Raw genomic sequence first — 24,614 nt, 5'->3', positions numbered from 1 at the left:
TGATCCAAACTGACCGTTTGCGCAAAGTCTTCCGGTTGGACGCAGAAAGGGAGCCGAGTCATGGCTCGAGGCGGCCTTGAATGAGCGTCAACGCACGCTGGATACCAAGCGACGCATCCCGTTCTTCATCGAGCTGATGCAATAGAAAAAGCACTGTCTTGCCAGACAGCCACGTATCGAGCCGCCGCGAGATACGTCTGGCCAGCGACCTGTCCAGACCGGTGAAAGGCTCGTCGAGAATCACTATCGGTGCATCATGAAGCAGTATGCGCGCCAACCCCAGACGGCGCGCCTGGCCACCAGAGAGCTGGCGACCTCCTTCACCGACCGGCGTATCCAGTTGTCTTGGCAATTGCTCGACCCAGTCGGCCAGTTCCACCATCTCCAGTACCCGCCACAGTTCGGCGTCGTCAGCATGTGGACACGCCAAACGCAGGTTGGCCGCGATACTGTCATGAAAAAGCTCTGTGCCCTGGGTCAGATAGCCGATACGCGAACGCACCGCCTCCAACGACAACTCACGCAGATCCACACCGTGCAACGTGACACGCCCTTGGTCCGGGTCGAGCAACCGGGTCAGCAGCATCGCTACGCTGGACTTCCCGGCACCGGATGCCCCTAGCAGGGCAAGCCGCTCTTGCGGCGCCAACGACATCGATACCCTGTCCAATGCCGGTGTCAAAGCCTCTGGATAATGCAGACTTACCGCTTCCAGGCGCCACTCGATGCCATCATCGTTCATCGCACGTGGTGTATCGGCCTCGATTATGGCACTGCTCGACCGCTCCAGTGCGTTGAGGCGTCGCGCCGCAGCGCGTGTTGCTCCCAATTGCGTGAAAGCCACGGGCAGTGCAGCAAATGCCTCGTTGAGCGCCAGTACTGCCAACGGCATCATGACCATCAGCGGCCCCGACAGGTTTTCGCCACGATATGCCAGCGCCGCCAACCACAACGCAAGCAGCATGGCGAGCCCCACTCCCAGCCCAACCAAGGTATTGCCCAAGGCGGAAACTCGTCCGAGATAACGCTGATCGCGGTATAGCGTGTCTTCCTCACCCAGGATCGCTTGCCGATGCGAGGACAATGATCCATAGGCCCTCAGCTCCCCAAGGCCCATCAGATGTTCGATCAGATGCCCTCGTAAACGATCCAGGGTCGCCACTCGTCGTCGACTCGCATCCATCCCCAGCCAAGCTTGACCGACCACTAGCCAGACCCACAACACCAGCAGTGCCAGTCCGACGACACCCCCTGTCAAAGGCGCGAAGCTCCCCAGCAACACGGTGACCACCAGAATCGCCAACAGCGCCACCGCTGGTGGTGCCAATAGCCGCAGATACAGGCTGTCCAAGGTGTCGATATCCGCGGTCAAACGATTGAGCCACTCGCTGGCCCGACGGCGAGATAGTACCTGAGCATCCAAGCCTGCCAGCACACGAAACATACCACCGCGCAGATCGGCCAGCAGGCGCAGCACGGTGTCATGATTGTAGAGACGCTCGAAGTAGCGCGACACGGTGCGTGTCACAGCGAAAAAGCGGATCCCTCCACCGGGTACGTATATGTCCAGCCTGGCCACCACTCCCGCCGCCAACAAGGTACCTGTCATGGCCGTGGCAGTAATGAACCAGCCTGATAGCGCCAGCAAACCGATCGCCGCCCCGAGGGTCAATGCCAACAGCATCGCCCCCACGAGCAGACGTTGGCGACGCCGGCCCAATCGTCGTAGCCAAGGCAGCAGCTCGCTCCCGAGTTCCCGCCACGCCGCCCCATGTAAACCCTCGGTTTGTTGGCGATAGTGTTCACGCATCATGCCGACTGCTCCGTGACGATACGCCCCTGGCTCAATCGCACCACACAGCCGGCCATGACCATCAAGGCAGGATGGTGAGTGGCAATCACCAAGGTTCGCCCTTCCTCGGCGAGCGATTTCAACCCCTCGATCACGAATGCCTCGGAAACCTCATCCAGACTTGCCGTCGGCTCGTCCAGCAATACCAGTGGCGCCGGAGACAAGAATATTCGGGCCAGTGCCACACGCTGGGCTTGGCCACCGGAAAGGCCGGCGCCACGTTCGCCAAGTGATGTTTGCAATCCCTCAGGAAGGCTTGCCAACAGTTCCCGCAAGCCGGCTCGTTCGAGTGCTGCAAGCAATTGAGCATCACTGGCATATGGCGCAGCCAAACGCAGGTTATCGGCAATCGATCCTTGCACCAGAAAAGGGCGCTGATCCATCCAGGCGAAACCATTCCCGGTGTCGACGTAGACCTGCCCCGTCTCCGAGTCAATGAAACCGGCAATGAGTTGTAGCAGCGTCGACTTGCCGGCACCGGAGGGGCCAATCAATGCAACGGTCTCGCCGGCCGCTACCTCGAGATCGAGTGGCCCCAGCACGTCGCCACGCCCGGGATGACGGACACTAACGCCTACCAAGCCAACCGCTATCGCTAAATCAGTATTGCGCTGGTCACTTCTCTCACCGACATGCTCGGGAAGCGGCTCGCTGAGTAGCGCCACCAAGCCATCGGCAGCGCCCAGTGCCGCGGCGCGGTCATGGTAATGTTGAGACAAGGTACGCAACGGCTGAAAGAACTCTGGTGCCAGCAACAGGATCGTCAAACCACTGAAGAGCGTCAGCTTCGGTGCAGGGCCGAACGCTATATAGCCCAACAAACCGAACCCGATATAAATCGCCAACATCGCGATGGCCACGGAAGCAAAGAACTCGAGTACCGCCGATGACAGAAAGGCCAGGCGCAGAGTGCGCATGCTACGACGCCGGTAGTCGTCGGCACGGGCATATACCTCATCGGTAGCCGACTCGGTGCAGTTGAACAATTGCAAGGTGGTGATACCACGCACCCGGTCGAGAAAATGACCCGCCAAACGCGTTACGGCAGCGAACTGCTCCCGATTGAGGCGCTCCGCTCCCATACCCACCAAGGCCATGAAAACAGGAATCAAGGGCATCGACAGCAACAACAGAATCGCCACCAGCCAATCGAGCCAGGCCACGATCACCAGGATGGTCAACGGCAATACGACGGCTAGGCGCAATTGCGGCAGAAAACGTGCAAAGTAACCATCCAACGCCTCGACCTGTTCTACCAGTTGCCCGCCGAGTCCAGCGCTATGGCGCCCTGCCAGGCGTACCGGTCCCAATGCTTCGAGATGCCCGAGAACTTCTCGCCTGGCCGCCTGGCGAATTCGCAAGCTCGCCTCCTGGGCCGTGACCTCATACCCCCATTGGGCCATGGCTCGCACGCCAATGACTCCCATGGCGCTGGCAAAGGCCCACGACAACTCGTCGAGTGTGGCCCCGCTAGTCAGCAAAGCACTGACAATCCAGGCCAGCAACCCCATCTGCACCATGGTGGCCAATCCCACGACCACACCACATAAAACGGCAAGACGCAGTAAGCGCCGCTCGCGAGACGCCAAACCTGCCAGCCAGCGCCTCGGCGTCAGCCCATCATCGTGACTCTCCGGTGTCGATGGACTCAATGATAGCCCTCACCCACCTTGACCTTGCCGCGGAACACCCAGTAGGTCCAGGCGGTATAAGTCAGCACGATGGGAATCACGAACAGCACGCCGATCAGCAGGAATAGCTGCGACTCCGGCGACGAGGACGCGTCCCAGATGGTGTGATTCGGTGGCACGATCACCGGCCACTTGCTGATCACCAGACCCAGATAGGTAAAAATGTAGAGACCGAGCGTGGCGACGAAAGGCAGCCCTTCGCGACGCTGACGCACCGAGCGATAGACCACTACCGCGCAGCCCAGCGCCAAGGCCGGAAAGATCCAGATTACGCCGATATGACCGAACCAGCGTTCCCAGACATCCGGGTTCACGAAGGGGGTCCACAGACTGATGATCAGGAAAACCGCCAATACCAGGACAAGCAGTGGCAGTGTAATGCGATAAGCCCAAGCTTGGATGTAGCCTTCGGATTTCATGATCAACCAGGTGGCGCCCAGTAGTGCATAGCCGGCCATCAGCCCCAGGCCGGTGAGCACGGTGAACGGTGTCAGCCAGTCCAGCGCCCCGCCGACATAGACGAACCCTTCCACCGCGAAGCCTTGGATATAGGCTCCCACCACAGCGCCTTGGGCAAAGGCCGCCACAGCCGATCCCCAGCAGAAGGCACGGTTCCACCAGTGGCGATTCTTGCGCGATTTGAAGCGGAATTCGAAGGCCACACCACGAAAGATCAACCCCGCCAGCATCAGGAATACGCCGATATAGAGTGCTGGCAGGAACACCGAATAAACCAATGGGAAGGCCCCGAGTAACCCGGCACCACCGAGTACCAACCAGGTTTCATTGCCATCCCATACCGGAGCCACCGAGTTCATCATCACGTCCCGGGCATCCTCGTCCGGGGCAAAGGGATAGAGAATACCCAAGCCCAGATCGAAACCATCCATCAACACATACATGATCACGCCGAAACCGATGATGACGGCCCAGATCAATGCTAGATCGATACCACCCATGGCGGCGCTCCTTATTTGCTTGGATTGGTGGAAACGTCATCGAAAGGCGTATGCGTGGCCGATAGAGGCCGCATCGGCCGTTCCACTTCGCCTTTGATCTCTTCACCACCCTCTTGCATACCGTTGCGCACTACCCGGGTCAGGTAGTAGGTACCGGCCCAGAACACCACCGCATAGACCGCCACATAACCGACCAGGGTGAACAATGCCATGCCCCCCGTCAGCGAGGGAGTCACTGCCTCGGCATGGGTCATCATGCCGTAGACCAGCCACGGTGCTCGGCCGGTCTCGGTGACGAACCAGCCAGCCAACACGGCAATGAAGGGAGTAACGCTCATCAGCCGCAGTAGCTGTAGGAAACCGCGATGCTCGTAGATTCGACCGCCACGGCGCAACCACAACCCTGCCAAGGCGACGGCAATCATCAGGAAACCGAGCGCCACCATGATCCGGAACGACCAGAACACCAACCATACCGGTGGCTGCTGTTCGGGTGGCATTTCACTGATCCCTGGCACCACTCCAGCCGGGTGATGTGTGAGGATCACGCTAGCCAGGCTGGGAATACCGATTTCGAAGCGATTGGTCTGGGCCGCTTGGTCGGGGATGGCAAACAACAACAAGGGAGTATGAGAACTGGTCTCCCAATTGCCTTCCATGGCAGCCACCTTGGTGGGCTGATGTTCCAGAGTGTTCAGGCCATGGAAATCGCCTACCAGAGCCTGAGCTGGCGCCAACACCAGCAGCAGCCATAGGCACATGGAAAGCGCCTTCTTGTTGGCCCTCACATCGCGTCCGATCAACAGGTACCAGGCACTGACCCCGGCCACCACAAAACCGCCGGTGAGAAAGGAGGCAAGCACCATATGCGTGAAGCGGTAGGGGAAGGAGGGATTGAAGATCGCTTCGCTCCAGTCGGTGATATGGAAGCGGTTGTCGATCAACTCGACCCCGACCGGCGTCTGCATCCAACTATTGGCGGCAAGGATCCAGAATGCGGAGATGAAGGTACCGACGGCCACCATGATGGAGGCGAACAGGTGTACTCCTTGGGGCACTTTGCCCCGACCGAACAGCAGGACGCCGAGAAAGGCCGCCTCGAGAAAGAAGGCGGTAACCACTTCGTAACTGAGCATCGGTCCCAGGAAGTTCGCCGCCGCAAAGGAGAAGTTGCTCCAGTTGGTTCCAAACTGGAAGGACATCACGATGCCTGACACCACGCCCATGCCGAACACCACGGCAAACACCTTGGTCCAGAACACCGCCAAGCGTTCCCAAGCTGGATTCTCGGTACGGTAGAAAAGACCGTTGAGTACGGCAAGATAAGACGCAAGACCGATGGTGAACACCGGGAATATCGCATGAAAGGACACCACGAACGCAAACTGCATTCGTGACAGCAACAGCGGATCGAGCTCCATGACCTACTCCTATGGAAGGACTGAATAAATCGACGAGCGACATCAGCGCAAGAATTTATCCAGTGGTTCCCGATGTCGGTATCAGTAAAATAGCCTACCGACAGGAGCTTGGAAGCGGAAGGATGACACGTCTCAATGGCTGTGTCGTGTTGCCGCACCTTGGCCGCTAACGGCTGTGGTCAATTGCCGCAGCCCGAGGGAATACAGAAATCGAGACTCCTCACTCTCTTAGAGGCACAAGGTACAGGGCAGCCTCAAAAGGCTAAATATCATGCCCCTCCCGCCTGGATCACCGTATTGACCAGATAGGTGGTATAGCTCAGAAACAGCAACAGCAATACACCGCCTTCCAGACGATTGATGCGCCCCTGACGGCCACGCCAGCCCATGGCGAAGATCGCCATCAACAGCGTCATCGTCGCCATTACCGGCCAATCGCGGGCCAGCACTTCACCCCCGACGTCGATCGGATGGATGACACCGGCCAATCCCACCACAGCCAGCGTATTGAACAAGTTGGAACCGATCACGTTACCCAACACCAGGTCGTGTTCTTGGCGGCGCAAGGCACTGATCGACGAAGCCAGTTCCGGCAGTGAGGTACCCACCGCCACCACTGTCAGCCCGATGATCAGATCGCTGACACCAAAGAATTGGGCAATGTCCACTGCGCCCCATACCAGGATGCGAGAGCTGGCGATCAATAGTCCCAGGCCAATCAGCGTCCACGTGATGCCAACGGCGAGTGACATTGGCTTGAACGACAGGCTTTCCGTCGCATCGTCCGCCAGAGGATCCTCGCTGGCCCCGGCCTGCCGCGCTCTCCAAATGCTGAGCCCGATGAACAGCACGAGCACCAGCAACAATACCCCCGCTTCGAAGGCAACGATAGTGCCATCGCGCAGTTGCCACGCCGCCAGCAAAGTCACCAGTCCCAGCAACGGTAACTCTTGCCGGAGTACTTGAGAATGCACTGCCAGCGGTGAAATCAGTGCCACCAGTCCCAGGATCAGGCCGACATTGGCAATGTTCGATCCGTAGGCATTGCCCAACGCCAAGCCTGGATTACCCTGTATCGACGCCAGTGCCGATACCATCAGTTCGGGGGCCGATGTTCCAAAGCCCATGACCAACATGCCGATCAATAGCGGAGACAACCCCAAATGCCGCGCTGTCACCGCTGCCCCTTCAACAAAACGCTCAGCACTCCACACCAGCAATATCAGCCCTACCACGATGGCAACAATCGACAGCAACATCGACAATCATTTCCTTGCAGTTGATATCCAGCCTGCCGCCGTGCACTCAGGCGTCTGATAGTAAAGCATCGACATTCAGGCATGAATGTTTGTATGTACGAACACAAGCGGCATAATGACATGCAGGTGCTGTATTCGACCAATACTTCGAGAGCGTTTTTTGTCCGAGCCTACTCATTCTCAAGAGCCACGGCAGTCCTCCAAGATGGAGGTAGAGCCGAATTCCCCCGAAGTCCGTGTCTCACGGCGGCGTCTTCGTGCTTGCCATGAATGCGACTGGGTGGTCGCACTGCCACCGTTGCGCCCAAGGGAACGGGCCGACTGTCCACGCTGCGGCTATACCTTGGCCAAACGCCACTATCGGCCCGTACAACGCAGTCTGGCCTTGGCCACCAGCGCGCTGATCGCTTTACTGCTGGCCGTCTCCTTTCCATTCGTCAGTTTTGAGGTCAGCGGAATCAGCAATCGCATCGAGTTGACACAAACGGTCACCACTCTGATCGGTTTTCATGAACCTCTCGTTGCCATCGGCGTGGCCTTGACCATCCTCGTGCTTCCAGCGGTCTATTTGGTAGGCGTGATGTGGCTGCAGATCGGACTGCTGGGCAATGCTCCTCTCCCCTACAGTCGTGGCATCGCTCGCTCGCTGGCTCACCTTCATCCTTGGATGATGGCCGACGTTTTCATCATCGGCGCCCTGGTCAGCTTGATCAAAGTCGCCGGTTTGGCGCAGATTGAAGTCGGCATCTCCTTTTGGGCATTTTGTGCCTTCGCGTTCCTGCTGCTGCTAACCACCCAGTCAATCGATGCCGACTGGATGTGGTTCTCCCTGGCCGGAGAACCCCTGGCACCCGAAGGCATTCGCAGCGGTCAGACAGCCGCGCCCCAAAACCTGGCAGGGTGTCCCACTTGTGGGCTGATCAATCGCCTGGAGGCCAATGGTCATGGACATTGCCGACGCTGTGGCGAGTCCTTGCACGCTCGGCGACCTCATAGCCTACAACGCACCTGGGCACTCTTGGCCGCCGCTACGGTCATGTACGTTCCCGCCAACGTCTATCCGATCATGACCACCACATCGCTGGGTCAAAGCCATCCCTCGACTATCATCGGTGGTGTCATCGAACTATGGCAGATGGGATCCTGGCCCGTTGCCGCCGTGATCTTCACCGCTAGCATCCTGGTGCCGGTATGCAAGCTGATAGCACTATCATGGCTGTGTCTGGTCGTCCCGCGCAGCAGCGAATTCAGTGGCCCCACCCGCACTCAGTTGTATCGGATCACTGAATTCATCGGCCGCTGGTCGATGGTCGACGTCTTCGTGGTGTCGATCCTGGTGGCACTAATTCGTGCCGGCACCCTGATGTCAATCACACCTGGCCCCGCGGCACTCGCTTTCGGTAGTGTGGTGGTCCTGACCATGCTCGCCGCCATGACCTTCGATCCGCGTCTGATCTGGGATGATCCCCAGGCACGGTACTCTCACCACCCGCAGGAAAAAACGCCATGACCGACGAACAGGCCAATGACACTCAGCGTGCCATACGACGCCGGCAAACGCGTTTATCGCCCATCTGGATCGTGCCGGTGGTCGCCGTACTGATCGGCCTATGGCTGATTTATGACAATATCACCAGCCGAGGCCCTCTGATTACCCTAAGCATGTCTAATGCCGAAGGCATCGAGGCCGGTAGCACGCTGATCAAATCCCGCAACGTGGAAGTCGGTCGTGTCGAACAGGTACGGCTGTCGGATGACCTGAACCATGCGGTGATCACGGCACGCATGAGTCCCGATGTCGAGCGCATGTTGGTCGAAGATACCCGCTTCTGGGTGGTCAAGCCGCGTATTGGCCGTGAAGGCATCAGCGGCTTGGGAACTGTGCTTTCTGGCGCCTACATACAACTGCAGCCTGGGGAAAGCGATGAAGAACGACGTGAATTCAATGTACTCGACCACCCTCCTGTCGCTCCTGCCGGTGCGCAAGGTATCCGCATCAACCTGATCAGCCAACTTGGCAATTCTCTGACCGTAGGCGACCCTGTCACCTATCAGGGCTATACCGTCGGACGTGTGGAAGAAGCGCAATTCGACGCCCAGGCACGCCGGATGCGTCACCGACTGTTCATCGAAACCCCTTACGACACCTTGATTACCGACAATACGCGATTCTGGTCGGCTAGCGGTGTCGACCTGCGCCTTGACTCCGAGGGTATCCATGTCAATCTCGAGTCATTGGAAGCCCTGGTCGGCGGCGGCGTGACCTTTGGCTACCTCGAGGACATTCCGCGCGGCGCCTCCGTTGATCCCGATGCGACTTTCACCCTCTACGAAGATGAAGAGAGCGCCCGTCAAGGCACGTTCAACCGCTACCTGGAGTACGTCCTGCTGATCGACGATACCGTACGTGGTTTGTCGCGCGGGGCACCAGTGGAATTTCGCGGCGTGCGTGTGGGTACGGTAGCCAGCGTACCCTGGAATTTCAGGGCTCCCCAGCCGGAGTCGCGACCGCGATTTGCTATCCCAGTGCTGATTCGTATCGAACCTCAGCGCATCGCAGGCGCAAACGACAACGGCCCCATTGACCTCGAGGAGTGGGATCAGCGCTTCAAGCGCATGTTCGGACTTGGGCTTCGCGCTTCTCTCAAGAGTGGCAACCTGCTCACCGGCGCCCTGTTCGTCGACCTGAACTTCCACCCAGATCTGGCAGATACCTATGTGGCAGAGCGCTTCGAAGATCGTACGGTCTTCCCCACCACTTCCAGTGGTTTTGCCCAACTCGAAGCTCAACTCACCAATCTGCTCAACAAGCTCAATAGCCTGAAAATCGAGCCACTACTTTCCAGCCTGGACCGCAACCTGCAAACATCCGAGGCCATGCTTGCCGATGTCCGCCAGCTTAGCGAATCGTTCCAGGCACTGCTCGACGATCCCTCGACACGTGAAATGCCTGACAATCTCAACCAAACCCTCAAAGAATTGCGTCAGACGTTGCAGGGCTTTTCACCGAGTTCCGGTGCCTACCGTGAACTGACCAGTACCCTGGAACGCCTGGAGCGGCTGATGCGGGACTTGCAACCAGTGGCACGTACCCTGAGCGAACAACCCAATGCCTTGATCTTTGAACGAAGTCTCGATGAAGACCCCGAGCCTCAAGCGCCGCGATGACAATGACAAGGAGATCAAACCGTATGATTGTCACCCGTTCACTGGTATTGCGGCATTGTGCGCCGGTGCTACTGGCAGTCCTGGGACTGACTGGGTGTGCCTCGACTCCCTCACCCAGTTATCGCTACACCCTGCCTCTCGATACGATTTCGGCACCGCGCACCACGATGGACCCCACGCATACCCTGGTGGTACGCCCTATACGCATGGCAAATTACCTCGACAGCGAAGGCATTGTCCTGCAACTTGACGACATCACCCTCAACCAGGCCCGCGAGCATCTTTGGGCCGAAGAATTGGGCCGACAGTTGGAGCGCGGCCTGCGTCATCGCTTGGCGAATCGCCTTGCAGACACGCGAGTGCTCGGCGCTGGCACCGTCAACAGCGACGCTTTGTCATTACGTCTAGAGGTCGAGCGCTTCCAAGGGCGCTACGATGGTCTTGCTGTCGCTAGTGGTCAGTGGCAGTTGCATGGTGGCCAAGGGCAACTTCTGACACAAGAACCTTTCAACGCTCAGACAGAGTTGGATGCCGATGGATATCCCGCCCTGGTCCGAGCGCTCGGACAAAGTTGGGACAAAGTCGCAGACCAACTCGCCGAACGCATCATCGAATTGCAATGAGATTGTCATCATGCAACCTTTCCTTTACTGCATATCACGCGTTTTTCTGCCATGATGCACGCCCGCGGCACATATCCAGTCCCTCCTGCCGCACCTGTCATCCCATTTTTTCGCGCATTGGCCAGGGACTCACGCCTACACACGTAGGCGAACGGTGGATGCGCATGCTCTGGAGTTTGCATGAGCTTTTCCAACCTTGGCCTGCGCGCCGAACTTCTGCGCGCGGTCGACGAACAAGGCTATTCCACCCCCACTCCTATCCAACGCCAGGCAATCCCTGCCGTTCTACAAGGGGGAGATCTATTGGCCAGTGCCCAGACCGGTACCGGCAAGACCGCCGGGTTCACTCTCCCCTTGCTACAACGCCTGGCCGATGGACCACGCCCCAAGGCCCGACAGGTTCGGGCACTGATATTGGCACCGACTCGCGAATTGGCCGCCCAGATTGGGGATAACATCCAAGCCTATGGGCGTTACATCCCCCTACGCTCTCATGTGATCTTTGGTGGAGTGGGCCAGCAGCCTCAAGTCGATGCCATCCGTCCAGGACTCGATATCCTGATCGCGACACCAGGCCGCCTCCTGGATCTCCACCAGCAACGTCATGTCGACTTGTCCCAAGTGGAGACCCTTGTGCTCGACGAAGCCGACCGCATGCTCGACATGGGCTTCATTCACGATATTCGCAAGGTGTTGCGCCTACTGCCGGAGAAACGCCAGAACCTGCTGTTCTCGGCAACGTTCTCTACCGAAATCCAAGCACTGGCAGGTAAACTGCTGAACGACCCAACACTGATCGAAGTGGCACGTCGTAACACCACCGCCGAAACCATCGATCAGACCATCTACCGGGTCGATCGCGAGAAGAAACGCGACCTCCTCGCTCATTTGATCAACGAGCATCAGTGGTATCAGGTACTCGTTTTCACACGCACTAAACATGGTGCCAACCGGCTAGCCGAGCAACTCTCCAAGCAAGACATTCCGGCCATGGCGATTCACGGCAACAAGAGCCAGTCGGCACGCACCAAGGCACTAGCCGCCTTCAAGAGCGGCACGCTTCAGGTCTTGGTCGCTACCGACATTGCCGCTCGCGGGCTGGATATCAGCGAACTTCCGCATGTCGTCAATTTCGAGCTACCCAATGTCGCTGAGGATTACGTCCATCGTATCGGTCGCACCGGTCGTGCTGGCAGTTTGGGCCAAGCGATTTCCCTGGTATGCATTGACGAATACGGACTTCTCGGCAACATCGAACGGCTGATCAAACGGCCGCTGGAGAAACGCATCGAGCCAGGCTTCGAGCCCGATCCCAATGCCAAGCCGGAACCGATCGAAAACGGTCGACGTCGTCAAGGTGCTAGCCGTGGCACACCTGATGCGCGCCAAAAACAAGCAGCTGACCCCAATCACCGCCCTCAGCGGCGACGCCGTCCACGTCGCCGCCCTCAGCAGGCCTGATATCGATTCCGTAGTAGATTGTCAACTTATATAGACGGGGAGTAACATCTATAGTCAAAAGTAGGGCCGCCTAACCATTACAAGCACAATGGCGGCCCAAGAACCAGCCATTCGCCAGGAGGGAGCCGGTTCGTGAGCACACTAGATCAATCTGCGCCCTCCCTTGGCGATAATTATTGCATCGCACTCCAACCCATCTGCGATGGCGATTATCGACACCTCGCCGACGAACTCCTCTACCGTGCCTCCATACACGATGACCGCGTCGAGGTCCGCGATCCATTACTTGCCACAGCCCGTGCCAGCAGCATGGCCATATACGAGATCGGACTCGACAAATTGATCGGTGATCGCTTGCTCTTCATCAATGTGTCAAGAGAGTGGCTGGAACGCCCGGAGCTTTTGCCCCTTCCTCCCGAGAAAGTCGTGATCGAGGTGCTCGAGAGCGTCGATGCCAATGAAGAGATCATCTCTGCCTTGCAACTGATCAAGAGGCAAGGCTATCGGATCGCCCTCGATGACTACGTGATCAATAGCAACAACGCTGCCTTGGTTACACTTGCCGATATCGTCAAGGTCGATGTCGTCGAGCCCTACGATCTTCGACACCTGGCTTTCTACCGAAAGCATGGTTGTACCTTGCTGGCCGAGAAGGTGGAAAGCCTGGAAACTTTCGAACGCACCAAGGCTCAAGGCTTTTCTCTGTTTCAAGGCTTTTTCTTTGCTCGTCCAAAGAACCTGGTTTCACCGCTTCGACAGCGCCGCAGCAACAGTAGTATCCAGATCAAGCTGATCCGCGAACTCTATCGTGACATGGTCAACTTCGACTGGATCGCCAACATGATCGCACAGGATCCGCACCTCTATCTGACCGTCATCAAGCGCGCCAACTCTAGCCATTTCGGTCAGTGTGAGACCACCAATCTAAAGCGTGGCCTGCAATTGCTGGGTTTGACGGAATTACGCACGTTGGTGGCTACTGTGATGCTGGCCCAGAACGGCCCAATCTGCCGCCTGACCATGCAACACGCTCTGATCCGAGCCTTCATGTGTAAACACTTGGCCACCCCCTTCTACCACATCGATGCTGAGGACGCCTTCACTACTGGATTGTTTTCGTTGATGGACGCCATGCTGGGTGTCGAGATGGCCGAACTGTTGGACGAGATACCATTGAGTGACAGTGTCGCTCAGGCACTGACAGGCAATAGCGGCACACTGGGTGCCATTCTCACACTTGCGCGGGACTATCAGGAGCTAGAGACTGACGCTATGGCTTCGCCCCCTAGCGAAGAATTACGCGAATGCTATCTGCTGGCCGTCAAAGAAACGCAGGCCATGATGAAAATGATCTGACGGGAAGAGAGCCAACCTAGCGTTTTTTTAGTCGGACAGCTTCGCCCGCAACCGCGACACCGCCTGGCTATGCAACTGACACACCCGCGATTCGCTGACACCCAGCACGGCACCGATCTCCTTGAGATTGAGTTCTTCCTGATAGTAAAGCCCCAGTAGCAGCTTCTCGCGTTCAGGAAGCTGTTCAATGGCCGCGACTAGCCTTTCGCGCTGCTCGCCATCGGCCAGTGCTGCGAAGGGAGATGGAGGGGCCCTCTCATCATCACTCGGTTCACCACCTTCAGCAACGAGCTCTTCGAAGGGGAGCAGTTGTCCACCGTTGGCATCACCCAATAACTGGTAATATTCCTCAAGGCCGACATCCAGCTCAGCAGCAATTTCCCGTTCATCGGCGGCACGCCCCAACTTTTGCTCGAGCCGACGGATAGCCTCATCCAGTGCGCGCGCATTACGCCTGACGCTACGGGGTACCCAATCGCGACTGCGCAGTTCGTCAATCATGGCGCCACGGATGCGTTGACTGGCGTAGGTCGTGAAGCTCGCCCCATGTTTGGTGTCATAACGCGCCAGACAATCCAGCAGACCGACCATTCCCGCCTGAATCAAGTCGTCAAGCTCCACACTCGCCGGTAATTTGACCTGAAGCGCCAAGGCCTGGCGCCGCACTACCGGGAGGTATTGTTCAAGCAACGCCCCTTGATCGATCTTGCCTTGTGCCGTATACATCCTTCTCGCCCCGAGCCCAATACCTTGGCCCTATGAAAAACCGATATCGCGGGCCGAATGCCGACCCGTCATACTTGCCATTATTGACGTAGCGGTGATAGGGCCAAGCCTTGAATAGCTCCACCAATTCGAGGCTTTTTCAAGTTTTGAAACACTCGAGCAATAATCGTGAGCCTGCAAAATCATTATCTGCTGGTGCGGCATGGTCATAGCCAGGCCAATGAAGCAGGAATCATAGTCAGCACACCTACGCATGGATGTGCCTACTATGGACTATCGACCTTGGGCGAACAGCAGATGCACAAGCTGATCAGTGACTGGTATTGGCCCACGCCGACTCTTCTCCTGCACTCGGACTACCGACGGACCACTCAGACGGCCATGTATCTTGCCCAACGCTTCCATCTATCCATGCAAGTCGACAAGCGGTTGCGTGAGCGTTGCTTCGGCGAACTCGATGGAAAATCCGACCGCCACTATCACGATATCTGGACATTGGATGCCCAGGATGCCCACCATCAACAGTTGGGTGTGGAGAGCGTTGCAGCCGTGGCCATCCGGATGCAGATGGTCATCGAGCACATGGAAGCACGACACTGTGGTGAGACGATTGCACTGGTGAGCCACGGGGATCCACTACAAATACTGCTCACCGCCCTGGAAGACAGACCATTGACATCACATCGCGACCGCCCCCCACTCGCTCCAGCCAGCATCACCGAATATAAGGAGACACCATCTCATTGATAGTCGACGATGACTTGCAATCCCGTCACTTCCACGGCTTGTCCTCCCCGCGGTAAACGAAACTGAAAGTACAAGGGAGCGGATGCGGACAGACCCGCCAGCATCCTGCTTTGACCCGATGGTGAAGATAACGGTATACAGCGTCGAGGATGACACAACCAAGCCTGAATTGACTGCCCCAGTGGAGAATCGAAGCGCCAACGCAACTTGGAGATAAGCATTTGGCTGGGAAGCGAAGATGGCGTCGATAGCGATTGTGAATGAACCTCACGTTCGGGGATAGCGACACGCACCCCAGGCGCAGTGGCAACCCAGCTTCCTGATGCTCCCCAGGCCACTCCTACCGCCAGCAAGCACAGGATGACAAACACGATACTCTGCCAATACCCTCTCATCGCCGAGACTCCGTCCGTTCACCAGCGGTACCATTCAACACCAGTAGCTCGATGCCGCAGAATTCATCAGCAGCCTGTTGCAGATTGTTGAGCAAACCGTCGCGTGAGACGAAGCCGGGATGGATCGCCAGCAGACGCCGGGGCCCACGGCCAGCAGCGAGACACTTGAGTACTCGGTAGGCACGGCGAAAACCATCGAGGTCGCCCTCCACCCAAAGTGCCCAACGTGCCTGCTGCTCAGCCAGTATCGGCACATGTGGACTATCAGCCCCCAGAACCACGATGCGCCAAACGTCGGGATCGCCAATCCAGCGTTGCCCTGCGACATGCCAGTCCCGCAACACCTGTTGCACACGATGTCGTTGGCGAGTCGAGGTATCCGGCATTCCCACTACCATCAAGGTCTTTCGACAGACGCTTTCTTCCCGGGCTGATGACTCCCTCGTCACACCTTCCTCGGTAACATCGATTCCCTGTTGCCGGGCCCAACGACGCAATCCGGCAGCTTGGTCCTGTCCCAGAAAAGAAGAGCCTTCTCCCATTTCAGCCACCCAGCACCCGCTGTCCACTGACGCTCATTTGCTGGAAAACATCACGCGCAGTGAAGAGATGCAGCAAGGCTTCGAGCAAAAGCTTAGGCTTGCGTTGGGCCTTACCACCTTGCAAGGCAAGAAGCTGGGCACGCACGTCCATCGCCCAAGTATCGTGATCTTGATCGAGGCGCAGCGCTACCGCGGCGAAACCACCGGCCAGCAGCAAACGTAGCGACGGATCGCACTGGGCGAAGCCAGCATGACCCAGACGTTGCCAGGCTTGACGGGTCAGCAGTGGCAAGTCGGCATGAACGAGGTCGGTTGCTAACAATTGGCGCGCCTGTTCCTGGTCATGGCATGACGACAACCAGTAGCGACGCCCCACTTCCCGCCCGCTGTCAGCATCGCTGAGCCGACAGAACCAAGCTACGATGGGCGGCGTCTGTACTTGTCCTTCCCTTCGCACGGAGGGCATTTCAACCCCTAGGTACGACAACTCGGCAATCACGTTAGCACCCCGCAAACGACAAACGAGAGGCTCTCCCCCCTTGGCCAGCTCGGCAAGTTGCGACAAGTTGCGGCGCTCCCCTTGGTACACCATACGTCGGTTGCCCTTGACTGCCGCCAACCAGGGAAGCTGCCAGGCATCCAGCCACTCCAAGGCGGCCTTGTCCGGACACTGCGCCAGCAGATGCCGATCTCCTCCCAGACAGTCGCCAGCCCAACCCAGTCGCTGATCCTGCCCTGCCGGTAATGCATGGTACTGCCAGTTCAACCCCAGAAGCCGGCCTTGGGAGTCGAGCCCCTGTACCGGGCTAGGCCAATCGCAACCGCTCAGGCGAGAAACTCCCCAAAGCACGGTGAGCCCTCCGCCGAGGCTGGCCTGCCGTTGGGCCAACTGCGTGACTCGCTCTTGCAAGGAGACAATGCCCGACTGGTGATACTGACGGGGAGTTCCTGCGATCTGCCAGGCTTCCTCCATCAACGAAAATCCTGCAATCTTCTCGCGCAGCGTTTCCAGCGTTGTGACCAATGAGCGCCCCTGCCCCAGCAACCCTCGCGACAGCGATTGCAGACTACGCTCTTTGGACAAGCCCCCCAGGTCATCGACACTCGGGGCGAAGGGAGAGTCGTCATCGACATCCAAGGCTTGGTCGACAAGCCTGTGGGCATTGGCTAGACACAGATCTTCGGGAACCTGCTGGCCGTGCGAGACATAATGCAGTTGTAATCCATGACGAATCACGGCATCAAGCAGAGGCCCCAACCGCGCCGCTTCGTCACTTTTGGTCAAGATGCAATCGACTAGCCGATTGTCGGATGCCTGAGCGGCGCGACGATAAGTGACAATGACATCTTCCAAGGTATCACCATGACTTGCCGCATTCAGCAACAACATCAAGCGAACCCTTTTGCCGTTACTACCGAGCTGGGCTACCTGCTTGACCAATCGTTGATCGCGCTGGCTCATACCGACGGTATCGATGATCACCAGCCGTTTGTCTCCCAATTGCTCTAGCAGTGCCTCCAACGGGGTCTCGGCATCAAGAGCGTGCACCTCTACACCCAACAACCGCGCGTAAATACGCAGTTGTTCATGTGCTCCCACTCGATAGCTATCGGTGGTCACCAGAACCACACCCTCGCTACCATGGCGCATCACATAACGCGCTGCCAGTTTTGCCGTGGTGGTGGTCTTGCCAACCCCCGTGGGACCAACCAAAGCGATGACACCACCAGCATCAAGCAATTCAGCCTCGCTCTCAGAGACGACGAGGCGCGCACTCAACTGGCGTTTCAGCCATGCCTTCCCTTCGGCTTCACCACCATCGAGAGCACTAAGCTCAGCCGGCAAGGTCGCCAATAACTCATCAGCCAGGCGCGGCCCGATGCCCGCCCCCCACAAGCATTGCCGCAGCCTGTTGGTAACGCTGGGAGTGGAGGCTGTCGCCGTACCGCCCCCCTGACGACTCAGCATCGCCCGCATATCCTGCATTTCACCCAGCAAACGCTCGCTGAGCGCAGCGAAGTCCATTGGGGAAGTGACCGCCGAAGGCGCAACCACGGATGGCATAGGTGCTACATTCGTCACAGCGTGCCCAGCACCAGTTTGCGGGGATGCTGCCACTGCCCTGGTTGCCGAAGTCTGCGTCAGGCGATCATGCTCGTCATCGGCCATCGCCAGTATCTCGACTCCCTCATCGATCCGGCGATTGGACAGGATCAGTGCATCATCACCCAACGTTGCGCGCACCTGCCGCATGGCCTCACGGCTATTGCTGCCTACGAAACGCTTCACACTCATTGTTGTGCCCCAATCAGACTGGTAATCCTGAGAGTGCGGTCATCAGGAATCTCGGCCTGGGACATCACCACCAGGTGCCTCAGGCGCCGACGTAGGAAACGCGCCAGCAAGGCGCGTAGGCTGTGTTGAACGACCAGAACCGGCGGCTCGCCACTGGCTTCCTGGCGCTGCAAGGCGGCTTCCGCCTGCTGCATCAAGGTGTCAGCCAACCCAGGCTCCAGTGCTCCTCCGCCGTTCATGGCTTGTGTCAGCACTTGTTCGAGGTTGGCATCCAAACCGATCACATGTAATTCCTGCTGACTGCCGAACCATTGCTGGGTAATGGCACGCCCCAGTGCGATGCGTACGATCGCCGTCAGTTCGTTGGCATCGCCCTGTTGACCAGCATGTTCAGCCAGCGTATCGAGGATGCTCCGCATATCACGAATCGAGACGTCCTCCTCGAGCAAGCTCTGGAGGATACGCTGCAGTGCCGTCAACGATATCGCCTTGGGAACCACGTCCTCGACCAGCGACTTGTTCTCTTCTCCCAACTTATCGAGCAACTGCTGCACCTCGCCACGTCCCAACATCTCGCCAGCATGCCGATGCAGTAGATGATTGAGATGGGTTGCCACCACGGTACCGGCATCGACAACCGTATAGCCATAGACTTGAGCATGCTCTCGCTGGCCGGCATCTATCCACACCGCCGGCAAGCCGAAAGCGGGATCCTGGGTAGGTGTACCATCGACGGTACCGGAGACTTGTCCCGGATCGATCGCCAACCATTTGCCAGGGAAAGCATCGGCGCGACCGACTTCCACCCCTTTCAAGGTGATCGCATAGGTATTGGCACCGAGTTCCAGGTTGTCACGGATATGCACTACGGGGGGCAAGAAGCCCACATCCTGGGCGAATTTCTTACGCACACTCTTGATTCGTCCCAGCAGTTCTCCCTGTTGCCGGTGATCGACCAACGGAATCAGCCGATGGCCAACCTCCAGTCCTAGAGTATCGACCAGTTGCACATCGTCCCAACTCGCCTCCGGCGCTTCCGGCGGGGGGGGCGGTTCAGCATTGACCTCCCGCTCGGCCAGCTTGTTTTCCTGCTGACGCATCAGGAACCAGGCCAACCCGCCAAGCACAGCGGTAAAGATCAGGAATACCAGATTGGGCATGCCCGGCACCATGCCGAGCAACCCCATGACACAGGCGGACAGGATCAGCACCTGGGGATTGACGAACAACTGGCTGATCATCTGCTGGCCGACATCCTGGTCGGTATTGACTCGCGATACCGTGACACCGGCGGCCGTCGAAATCACCAGAGCGGGAATCTGCGCTACCAGACCATCGCCGATGGTCAAGAGTGTGTAAGTACGTGCAGCGCTGCCGAAATCCATTCCGTGCTGCAACATACCGATCAACAGGCCGCCGATGATATTGACAACCATGATCACCAGACCGGCCATGGCATCGCCACGCACGAACTTGCTGGCACCATCCATGGAGCCATAGAAATCGGCCTCTTGGGCGACTTCGCCACGCCGCGTGCGAGCTTCCTCTTCACCAATCAAGCCAGCATTGAGATCGGCATCGATGGCCATCTGCTTGCCAGGCATGGCATCGAGCATAAAGCGTGCCCCCACCTCGGCGATACGTCCCGCCCCCTTGGTGATGACCATGAAGTTGATGATCACCAGGATCAGGAACACCACCAAGCCCACAGCGAAGTTGCCGCCCACCAGGAAAGTCCCAAAGGCTTCGATGACCTTGCCCGCCGCATCACCACCGGCATGGCCTTCCATCAACACCACCCGTGTGGAGGCGACATTCAACGACAAGCGCAACAAGGTGGTGAATAGCAGCACTGCGGGGAAGGCAGCGAAGTCCAAGGGCTTCTGGGTAAACATGCTGACCAGCAGCACCATGACCGCCAGTGCGATATTGAAGGTAAAGAACAAGTCCAGTGCAAACGGCGGTAACGGCAAGATCATCATGGTCAGGATCATGATGATCAAAATCGGGCCGGCCAGCAGTTTCATCCGGACATCACCCATCCAGTCACGATGCCCCAGGTAATCGGTCAGCGCTCTCATCGAGGCTCCTATATCGACTCGTTCCGCGGCGCCGATGTCTCGGTCGACCGTCGGTCATCCAGTTCTTCGGGAACCGGTAGTTCACTGGGTGCTTCGGGTAACTCGCCACCCTCTTCACGCACCCGCTTGAGACGGAAAGCCCAGGCCAGCACCTCGGCCACCGCGGTATACAACGCCACAGGGATCTCGTGATCGAGATCCACATGATGATACAGAGCCCGAGCCAACGGCGGCGCCTCCAGTAAAGGTACCCGGTGCTCACTACCCAGTTCCCTGATTCTGGCTGCCACGGCATCGGCCCCTTTCGCCACCACCCGCGGTGCCGACATCTTGCCATCGTCATAACGCAGGGCTACCGCGTAGTGCGTCGGGTTGGTGACGATCACATCAGCCTCCGGCACCTTACTCATCATGCGATTGCGCGCCATGGACTGCTGCTGTGACCGGATACGTGCCTTTAAGTGCGGGTCCCCCTCCGACTCCTTGTGCTCACGCTTGATCTCATCCTTACTCATGCGCAGTTTCTTGGCGTGGCTCCATAACTGATATGGCACATCGATCAAGATCACGATCAGCAATGCCAGGACGATCAAGCCACATGCCATGGCCGCCAGTTCCAGGGCATTAGCCAACGCCTGCTGAATGGGCAGGTCCATCAACCCCATGAACTTACCCTTATTGGCCAGCAAGAACGCCATCGCCACGCTGCCCACCAGCACCGACTTGGCAATTGCCTTGGCCAACTCGATCAGCGCCTGGGTACCGAAAATACGTTTCAGCCCCTTCAGGGGATTGAGCTTGGCGATCTGTGGCTTCAAGGATTTGGCGGAAAACAGCCAACCTCCCAGCAACACCGGCGCTGCGAGTGCCACCACCGCCAGCAACAGAAACAATGGCAACATGGCAAATAGCGTACGCTCACCAAGTGCCCAGGCATGATTCAGCATGGACATGGGGTCGAAGACTTGACGACGTTCAAAGAGAAACGCCTGCTCCATCACCAGTCCCAATTGGTCGTAAAGCAGTGCGCTCATCGACCATAGACCAGCAACTCCCCCCAATAACAGCATGAAGGTGGTCAGTTCTCGAGATCGCGCAACCTGACCTTCTTCACGCGCCTTTTCGAGGCGCCGTGGCGTGGCCGGTTCGGTCTTTTCCTGGTCGCTGCTTTGATCAGCCATGGCCTGCAAGACATCACTGAGGTCGAAAATCCTGGATGTTGGCCATTGTCATGAAAGGGGGCTAGGGGCGATACGCCAAAAAGCGCGAGTAATCGTGCGTTAATTCACGACTACCGCGCTTTTGCGAAGGAAAGATCAAGGGGCAGAAGCGACCGGCCCTAGAAGCCCAACTCGTCGAGCAGGTCATCGACCTGATCCTGGGAACTGACTATGTCAGCTCCATCAGGCTTGATCTGTGGGCCATTGAGCAGTGACTCTTCGCGTTTCTTGGCATCAGCCTCCCACTGCCCCTCTGCACGCCGCTGCATCGATTCACGCTCTTCGCCCTCAGGCACGCTATCGAGCAACACTTGCACGAGTTGATGTTCGATCTCGCGGATCACTTCCATCATTTTCTTGATCACCTGTCCCGTCAGATCCTGGAAGTCCTGGGCCATCATGATCTCGAGCAATTCGGCATTGGTAGCTTGCGTGCGGCTTGGCACCTCACCAAGATATGCCCTGGTCTCGCTAACCAATTCCTTGGCTTCACTTAGCTCGATAGGATCCTCGAACCACTGTTGCCAACGTTTATCGAGCGCTTCCGCCCTTGCTCCCAGCTCATCCTGAATGGGCTGCGCCCGATCGATGGCATTTAGTGCCCGATCAGCCGCCTGCTCGGTCATCGAAGCGACATAGTTCAGCCGGTCCCGGGCATCGGGAATCGCTTCGGCAGCCTTCTCGATCTCCTTATCCAGTCCCAACTCACGCATGCTATCACGCAGCATGCGCGTCAATTGGCCGATCCGCTGGACCAGATCGTCGGGACCCTGGCCAGACGACTGTTGCGCATCACCGTTCATGATCGCGTCTCCTTGGCTAATGCTGACTCAGGGTTCATTACTTCCCCAGCTTCTCGAAAATCTTGTTGAGTTTTTCTTCCAGAGTCGCCGCCGTGAAGGGTTTGACCACATAGCCGTTAGCGCCAGCCTGGGCCGCAGCAATGATGTTCTCTTTCTTGGCTTCAGCGGTAACCATCAACACCGGCAGATGCTTCAAGGCATCATCGGCGCGGATCTGCTTGAGCATTTCCAACCCATCCAGGTTGGGCATGTTCCAGTCGGAAACCACGAACTCGAAGTTACCAGTCTTGAGTTTGGACAGACCATCCTGGCCATCTTCCGCCTCTTCCACGTTCGTGAACCCCAGCTCCTTGAGCAGGCTACGAACGATACGACGCATGGTAGGAAAGTCGTCCACTACCAGAATGCTCATGTTCTTGTCGGCCATTGGTCTTCCTCGTTACGTCATGGCAGTCGGGAGGGCCGGCAGGAAACCGGCCATATTCATCTATCAAAATTCTTCCCAATCATCCTCGGTCACAGCTTCGCGACGCGCTGGCTGTCGCTTGTCACTCACTGGCTTCGAGGCGTTCTTCTCGGTTTCGGCACGTGCTGGCAAGGCTCGCGAGACAGGTGTCTTGTCAACGGATGCCGACAACGTTTGATGTGTTAGCCCTGGCAGGCGGAAAATCGACACAGCTTGTTCCCGGCGGCTCGCCTGCTCTTCGAGTGAGACAGCGGCGCTCAGCGCGTTCCAGACTATCCCCTGCCATGGCGATCCGGTCATTGGCCTGGGACAACTGGTCCAGCATGAGATTATTGGCAGTAGATGGATCATGCTGGCGTCTTCCTTCCTCTGCACCATCGTTATCATCCGAGGTTCAAACCGCGCGTCATACTCGTTGGGCACGGCCCGATGCCGCAGCCAATGCCATCAGCCGAGGTGCGACATCTTCCAGCGACACCACTTCACTGGCTCCTCCCAGGGCAATGGCCTCGCGGGGCATGCCGAAAACGACGCAGCTCGCTTCGTCCTGAGCCAGGGTCATGGAACCTGCCTGGCGCATTCTCAGCAATCCTTGTGCTCCATCACGCCCCATGCCGGTCAGCAGCACGCCTATGGCGTTACGTCCGGCATGCTGGGCCACGGAATCGAACAGCACATCGACCGATGGGCGATGACGATTGACCGGCGGGCCACTATCGAGCCTTGCCACGTAATTGGCCCCGCTTCGCGCCAGCTTGAGATGAGCGTCACCCGGCGCAATGTAGGCATGTCCCGGCACCACCCGCTCCCCATCCTCGGCCTCCTTGACGGTGATGCGACACAACTTGTTCAAGCGCTCGGCAAAGGAACGGGTGAAACCACCCGGCATGTGCTGAGTGATCATCAGTGCAGGTGCATTGGCCGGTAACGGTTCGAGTACGGCTCGGATCGCCTCAGTGCCGCCCGTGGAAGCACCGATGATCAGCAGCTTCTCACTGGACACCAACGGTGCCTTGAGAGGAACTGGCGCTGGAGCGTCGACACGCCGCGCCTGGCGCGGACGAGAACGTGCCGCAGCACGAATCTTTTCGGCGATCAGTTCACCGTAGTCGAGCATGCCGTTACGAATGCCTAGCGACGGCTTGGCAAGAAAGTCCACAGCGCCAAGCTCCAATGCCCGAAGTGTGACCTCCGAACCCGCTTGAGTCAGCGAGGAAACCATCAAGACCGGCATCGGTCGCAGGCGCATTAGCCGTTCGAGAAAGTCCAAGCCATCCATCCGCGGCATTTCCACATCCAGCGTCAGGACATCCGGGTTATGGCGCTTGATCAGGTCGCGTGCCACCAGTGGATCCGGGGCAACGGCGACGACCTCCATATCGTCCTGCGCATTGATGATCTCGGTCATCAGGTCACGTATCAGCGCCGAGTCATCGACGCACAGCACCTTGATCTTGGCTGCACTCAAATTAGATCTCCTTTGCGATGTCGACGCAGCGAGTCGGCAGCTTCTTGTACGGTTCCAAGGGTTATATCGGCACGACCTGG

The 24,614-nt window shown here is 58.0% G+C and carries 21 protein-coding genes; 6 read left to right on the top strand and 15 right to left on the bottom strand.

Annotated elements, in window-relative coordinates; all coding sequences use genetic code 11:
- Nucleotides 1-58 precede the first annotated feature (58 nt).
- The 5 genes from cydC to L861_RS02745 all read right to left on the bottom strand — a co-directional run bounded on the left by cydC (nt 59) and on the right by L861_RS02745 (nt 7,182).
- A complete protein-coding gene (cydC, locus tag L861_RS02765; RefSeq protein ID WP_016415029.1) occupies nt 59-1,813 on the bottom strand; it encodes a thiol reductant ABC exporter subunit CydC in 1,755 nt (584 codons plus the stop codon).
- Entirely contained in the window at nt 1,810-3,504 is a 1,695-nt protein-coding gene (gene cydD / locus L861_RS02760) for a thiol reductant ABC exporter subunit CydD (protein ID WP_021029091.1), read from the bottom strand. The genes cydC and cydD overlap by 4 nt, the downstream gene beginning before the upstream one ends.
- Complete coding sequence (gene cydB, locus L861_RS02755) at nt 3,501-4,502, bottom strand: cytochrome d ubiquinol oxidase subunit II (RefSeq protein WP_016415027.1); 1,002 nt, start codon at nt 4,500-4,502, stop codon at nt 3,501-3,503. Before cydB ends, cydD begins: the two co-directional genes overlap by 4 nt.
- Nucleotides 4,503-4,513: 11 nt before the next feature.
- A complete protein-coding gene (locus tag L861_RS02750) occupies nt 4,514-5,923 on the bottom strand; it encodes a cytochrome ubiquinol oxidase subunit I (protein ID WP_016415026.1) in 1,410 nt (469 codons plus the stop codon).
- A 269-nt stretch (nt 5,924-6,192) separates the two neighbouring features.
- Nucleotides 6,193-7,182 (bottom strand): calcium/sodium antiporter, encoded by a 990-nt coding sequence (locus L861_RS02745; RefSeq protein ID WP_016415025.1) that lies wholly within the window; start codon nt 7,180-7,182, stop codon nt 6,193-6,195.
- Nucleotides 7,183-7,387: 205 nt separating this feature from the next.
- Between L861_RS02745 and L861_RS02740 the strand changes: the two genes are divergently transcribed.
- The 5 genes from L861_RS02740 to L861_RS02720 all read left to right on the top strand — a co-directional run bounded on the left by L861_RS02740 (nt 7,388) and on the right by L861_RS02720 (nt 13,790).
- Nucleotides 7,388-8,692: a paraquat-inducible protein A gene (locus tag L861_RS02740; RefSeq protein WP_016415024.1), complete on the top strand. Its 1,305-nt coding sequence runs from the start codon at nt 7,388-7,390 to the stop codon at nt 8,690-8,692.
- Nucleotides 8,689-10,350, top strand: a complete 1,662-nt coding sequence (pqiB, locus tag L861_RS02735; protein WP_016415023.1) for an intermembrane transport protein PqiB — start codon at nt 8,689-8,691, stop codon at nt 10,348-10,350. The genes L861_RS02740 and pqiB overlap by 4 nt, the downstream gene beginning before the upstream one ends.
- Before the next feature lie 23 nt (nt 10,351-10,373).
- Nucleotides 10,374-10,973, top strand: a complete 600-nt coding sequence (locus L861_RS02730) for a PqiC family protein (protein ID WP_016415022.1) — start codon at nt 10,374-10,376, stop codon at nt 10,971-10,973.
- Between the two features lie 180 nt (nt 10,974-11,153).
- Nucleotides 11,154-12,434 (top strand): DEAD/DEAH box helicase, encoded by a 1,281-nt coding sequence (locus tag L861_RS02725; RefSeq protein ID WP_016415021.1) that lies wholly within the window; start codon nt 11,154-11,156, stop codon nt 12,432-12,434.
- A 132-nt stretch (nt 12,435-12,566) separates the two neighbouring features.
- Entirely contained in the window at nt 12,567-13,790 is a 1,224-nt protein-coding gene (locus L861_RS02720; protein ID WP_016415020.1) for an EAL and HDOD domain-containing protein, read from the top strand.
- 27 nt (nt 13,791-13,817) lie between these two features.
- Here L861_RS02720 and L861_RS02715 read toward each other — a convergent pair whose 3' ends face one another.
- On the bottom strand, nt 13,818-14,516 hold the full coding sequence (locus tag L861_RS02715; protein WP_016415019.1) for an RNA polymerase sigma factor FliA: 699 nt from the start codon (nt 14,514-14,516) through the stop codon (nt 13,818-13,820).
- A 168-nt stretch (nt 14,517-14,684) separates the two neighbouring features.
- On the opposite strand from L861_RS02715, the gene L861_RS02710 reads away from it, so the two are divergent.
- Nucleotides 14,685-15,263, top strand: coding sequence for a histidine phosphatase family protein (locus L861_RS02710; RefSeq protein WP_016415018.1), 579 nt, complete (start codon nt 14,685-14,687; stop codon nt 15,261-15,263).
- Here L861_RS02710 and L861_RS25260 read toward each other — a convergent pair.
- The 9 genes from L861_RS25260 to L861_RS02670 form a co-directional block, all read right to left on the bottom strand.
- Nucleotides 15,257-15,658, bottom strand: coding sequence for a flagellar protein FlhE (locus L861_RS25260; RefSeq protein ID WP_081645761.1), 402 nt, complete (start codon nt 15,656-15,658; stop codon nt 15,257-15,259). The genes L861_RS02710 and L861_RS25260 overlap by 7 nt on opposite strands.
- A complete protein-coding gene (locus L861_RS02705; protein ID WP_016415017.1) occupies nt 15,655-16,200 on the bottom strand; it encodes a hypothetical protein in 546 nt (181 codons plus the stop codon). The genes L861_RS25260 and L861_RS02705 overlap by 4 nt, the downstream gene beginning before the upstream one ends.
- A 1-nt stretch (nt 16,201) precedes the next feature.
- Nucleotides 16,202-18,496, bottom strand: a complete 2,295-nt coding sequence (flhF, locus tag L861_RS02700) for a flagellar biosynthesis GTPase FlhF (RefSeq protein WP_016415016.1) — start codon at nt 18,494-18,496, stop codon at nt 16,202-16,204.
- Complete coding sequence (flhA, locus tag L861_RS02695) at nt 18,493-20,577, bottom strand: flagellar biosynthesis protein FlhA (RefSeq protein WP_016415015.1); 2,085 nt, start codon at nt 20,575-20,577, stop codon at nt 18,493-18,495. The genes flhF and flhA overlap by 4 nt, the downstream gene beginning before the upstream one ends.
- Before the next feature lie 8 nt (nt 20,578-20,585).
- Entirely contained in the window at nt 20,586-21,758 is a 1,173-nt protein-coding gene (gene flhB / locus L861_RS02690) for a flagellar biosynthesis protein FlhB (protein ID WP_016415014.1), read from the bottom strand.
- Between the two features lie 158 nt (nt 21,759-21,916).
- Nucleotides 21,917-22,600 (bottom strand): protein phosphatase CheZ, encoded by a 684-nt coding sequence (gene cheZ, locus L861_RS02685; RefSeq protein ID WP_016415013.1) that lies wholly within the window; start codon nt 22,598-22,600, stop codon nt 21,917-21,919.
- 37 nt (nt 22,601-22,637) lie between these two features.
- Nucleotides 22,638-23,027: a chemotaxis response regulator CheY gene (cheY, locus tag L861_RS02680; RefSeq protein ID WP_016415012.1), complete on the bottom strand. Its 390-nt coding sequence runs from the start codon at nt 23,025-23,027 to the stop codon at nt 22,638-22,640.
- 63 nt (nt 23,028-23,090) lie between these two features.
- Nucleotides 23,091-23,417 carry a hypothetical protein gene (locus tag L861_RS02675; RefSeq protein WP_144062947.1) on the bottom strand — a complete coding sequence of 109 codons (327 nt, stop codon included), beginning with the start codon at nt 23,415-23,417 and terminating at the stop codon, nt 23,091-23,093.
- A gap of 55 nt (nt 23,418-23,472) precedes the next feature.
- On the bottom strand, nt 23,473-24,534 hold the full coding sequence (locus L861_RS02670; RefSeq protein ID WP_016415010.1) for a protein-glutamate methylesterase/protein-glutamine glutaminase: 1,062 nt from the start codon (nt 24,532-24,534) through the stop codon (nt 23,473-23,475).
- Between the last annotated feature and the right edge of the window lie 80 nt (nt 24,535-24,614).

It is taken from the genome of Litchfieldella anticariensis FP35 = DSM 16096 (assembly GCF_000409775.1).
GTDB classification, from domain to species: domain Bacteria; phylum Pseudomonadota; class Gammaproteobacteria; order Pseudomonadales; family Halomonadaceae; genus Litchfieldella; species Litchfieldella anticariensis.
Note: the sequence above shows the minus strand (reverse complement) of the source record. Positions and strands in the feature narration are given on the sequence as shown.